Annotated in this window: 2 protein-coding genes and 1 pseudogene; all 3 read left to right on the forward strand. The window is 65.9% G+C overall.

Annotated elements, in window-relative coordinates:
- Nucleotides 1–172: pseudogene (locus C446_RS20135) on the forward strand (peroxiredoxin); the annotation flags it as partial.
- Nucleotides 173–273: 101 nt separating this feature from the next.
- Nucleotides 274–693: an Hsp20/alpha crystallin family protein gene (locus C446_RS15410; protein ID WP_006674059.1), complete on the forward strand. Its 420-nt coding sequence runs from the start codon at nt 274–276 to the stop codon at nt 691–693.
- Nucleotides 694–874: 181 nt separating this feature from the next.
- The coding region (leuS, locus tag C446_RS15415; protein ID WP_006674060.1) for a leucine--tRNA ligase at nt 875–3,285 on the forward strand (2,411 nt) is incomplete at its 3' end.

Consider the following 3,285-nt stretch of genomic DNA (forward strand, 5'->3'; position numbering starts at 1 on the left):
CGACGTGCCCCGCCGCGAGGTCGGTGACGGCCCACCAGCCGCCGAGCGCACGACGTTCGTCCTCGACGATGGGGAAGTAAAAGCCGTCTACGAGAACGTCGACCCCGACGGTCACGCCCGCGACGTGTTGCTTGAGGCCGTCGACGGCGGACTCGTGTCCCTGCCGGAGTAGGGTCGGGCTCACCACGTCGTCCCCGAACGGAGCCCCAGTACGGACGGTTCTGTCCTTCCAGCGCGGGCAGATTTATCCCGCTCGAGAGCGTACGCTCGCCTATGCGACACAACCCGTTCGACGAAATCGAGGAGATGCTCGACCGCGTCAGTAGACAGGTCGAAGAGGGGATGACCGGCGGCGGCCTCCAGGTCCCGGGCTCGGTCCCGGTCGACGTCGCAGACACCGACGAAGAGTATGTCGTCACCGCCGATCTCCCCGGCTACGAGACCGACGACATCGACCTGACGCTCTCGGAAGGGACGCTCCGTCTCGACGCGAGCCGGGAGGACGCCCTCGAGTTCGCCGAGGGCGAGTACCTCCGGCGAGAACGGACGCGAAAGACGGCGAGTCGCCGGGTTCGCCTGCCGGAGCCGGTCGAGGAAGACGGGGTATCGGCCGGCTACGAGAACGGCGTGCTCACCGTTCGACTCCCGAAAGTCAGCGGTGAAGACGGGTCGAAAGAGATCGACATCGAGTAACGGCGGTCCCGAGGTCGAACGCCGAGCAGTTCTGTTTTCGCGTTGGGAACGGAGACAGCCGAACGGACAGCCGACACACGAACGTGAGCGGTATCGCCGACCCGAGAATCGCCCGAGTGACGGTTTCGGTCGGCCAGCGGATGGAAAGCTATAGGGCGGCGTCCCGTCCACACGTATACAAATGAGCGACGCCGGTTACGATCACGCCGAAGTCGAGCGACGTTGGCAGGAGGCGTGGGACGACGCGGACGCGTATCGGACGCCCGACGACGTCGAGGACCCGACGTACGTCCTCGGGATGTATCCGTACCCGTCGGGCAAGCTCCACATGGGCCACGTCCGCAACTACACGATCACGGACGCCTACGCCCGTTACCGACGCATGCAGGGCGACGACGTCCTCCACCCGATGGGGTGGGACGCCTTCGGGCTCCCGGCCGAGAACGCCGCCAAGGAGCGTGATACTAACCCACGGGACTGGACGTTCGACTGCATCGACACCATGCGCGGCCAGATGGACGCGATGGGCTTTGGCTACGACTGGTCCCGCGAGGTCACCACCTGCGTCCCCGACTACTACCAGTGGAACCAGTGGCTCTTCAAGCGATTCCACGAGGAAGAGCTCGTCGAACGCCGCGACGCCGAAGTCAACTGGTGTCCCGAGTGTGAGACCGTGCTCGCGGACGAGCAGGTCGAAGGCGAGGCCGAACTCTGCTGGCGCTGTGATACCCCCGTCGAGACGCGCGAACTCGAGCAGTGGTTCCTGCAGATCACCGAGTACGCCGACGAGTTGCTCGAGGATATCGACGACCTCGAGGGGTGGCCCAACTCGGTGCGTCAGATGCAGCGCAACTGGATCGGCCGGCAGTACGGGAGCGAGGTCGAGTTCGACGTGGAGGGCTACGGACCGATAACGGCCTTTACGACCCGTCTCGACACCATCCACGGCGCGACCTTCTTCGCGCTCGCACCCGACCATCCGATCAGCGAGGAACTCGCCGAGGAGGACGAGGACGTTCGCCACTTCATCGAACACGAGGCCGACCCCGAAGGAGACGAACCCAACGGCGTCGCAACCGATCTGACCGCGACTAACCCCGCCACCGGCGAGGAGATTCCGGTCTACGTCGCCGACTTCGTCCTTTCGGACGTCGGAACCGGTGCGCTGATGGCCGTCCCCGGCCACGACGACCGCGACCACGCCTTCGCCGAGAAGATGGGAGAAGAGATCGTTCCGGTCGTCGCGCCCGAACCCGAAGAGAGCGAGGAACCGGAGGCTCCGGACGTCAGCGAGGAAGCCTTTACGGACGACGGCGTCCTCGTCAACTCCGGCGACTACTCCGGGCTGGACAGCGAGACGGCCCGCGAACGGCTGACCGAAGACATCGAGAGCGCCGCGCACGCGACACAGTATCAGCTCCGGGACTGGGGAATCTCCCGTCAGCGCTACTGGGGGACGCCGATCCCGGTCGTCCACTGTCACGACGACTGTGGTGCCGTCCTCGTCCCCGAGGAGGAACTGCCCGTCGAACTGCCCGAGTTCATCAACACCACCGGCAACCCGCTGGATGCCGCCGAGGAGTGGAAAGCGACGACCTGTCCCGAGTGTGGCGGGTCGGCGACCCGCGAGACCGACACGATGGACACGTTCGTCGACTCCTCGTGGTACTTCCTGCGGTACGTCTCGCCCGGACTCGAGGAGGCTCCCTTCGACCTCGAGCGAGCCAACGACTGGATGCCCGTCGACCAGTACGTCGGCGGCATCGAACACGCCGTGATGCACCTGCTGTACTCGCGCTTTTTCACCAAGGTGCTCGCGGACCACGAAGGCCTCGAGCACCGCGAGCCCTTCGAGAACCTGCTGGCCCAGGGGATGGTCCAGCTCGAGGGCGAGAAGATGTCCAAATCGAAAGGCAACGTCGTCTCGCCCCAGCGGATCGTCGAAGAGTACGGCGCGGACACGGCGCGTCTCTTTATGATGCAGGCCGCCCAGCCCGAGCGCGACTTCGACTGGAGCGAGGAGGGCGTCCGGTCGACCAACGCCTTCCTGGGCCGATTGAAAGGGATGGTCGAGGAGTTCGCGGCCGACCGGCCCGACGGGGAGAACGACGCCGTCGCCAGCTACGTCGACGCGGAGATCGACGCGACGATCGCCATCGCCGACGCGGAGTACGACGAGCTGACGTTCAACGAGGCGCTTCGCGAGACCCAGGATCTGGTCGCCACGCTTCGCCAGTACGCCGAGTACACCGAGCCCCACGCCGACACCTACGAGCGTGGCCTGTCGGCAGTCGTCCGGCTGCTGGCCCCGGTCGCACCCCACCTCGCCGAGGAGCTGTGGGACGAACTCGGTAACGACGGGTTCGTCGTCGACGCGCCGTGGCCGACCGCCGAAATCGACCGCGATCGCGTCCGGAAACGCCGACGGCTGGTCGAGAACACGCGCGAAGACGTTCGCGACATCGTCGAGGTCGCCGGCATCGAAGACCCCGAACGGATCGACGTCGTCGTCGCCCCCGAGTGGAAGTACGACGCCCTCGAGATCGCCATCGAGAGCGACGCCGACAACCTGATCGGCGAACTCATGCAGGA

The sequence above is a fragment of the Halobiforma nitratireducens JCM 10879 genome (assembly GCF_000337895.1).
In the GTDB taxonomy this organism is placed as follows: domain Archaea; phylum Halobacteriota; class Halobacteria; order Halobacteriales; family Natrialbaceae; genus Natronobacterium; species Natronobacterium nitratireducens.

Bases quoted from the DNA above. Each gene is read 5' to 3' on its own strand.
- C446_RS15410 (WP_006674059.1), top strand. From the start codon at position 274: ATGCGACACAACCCGTTCGACGAAATCGAGGAGATGCTCGACCGCGTC.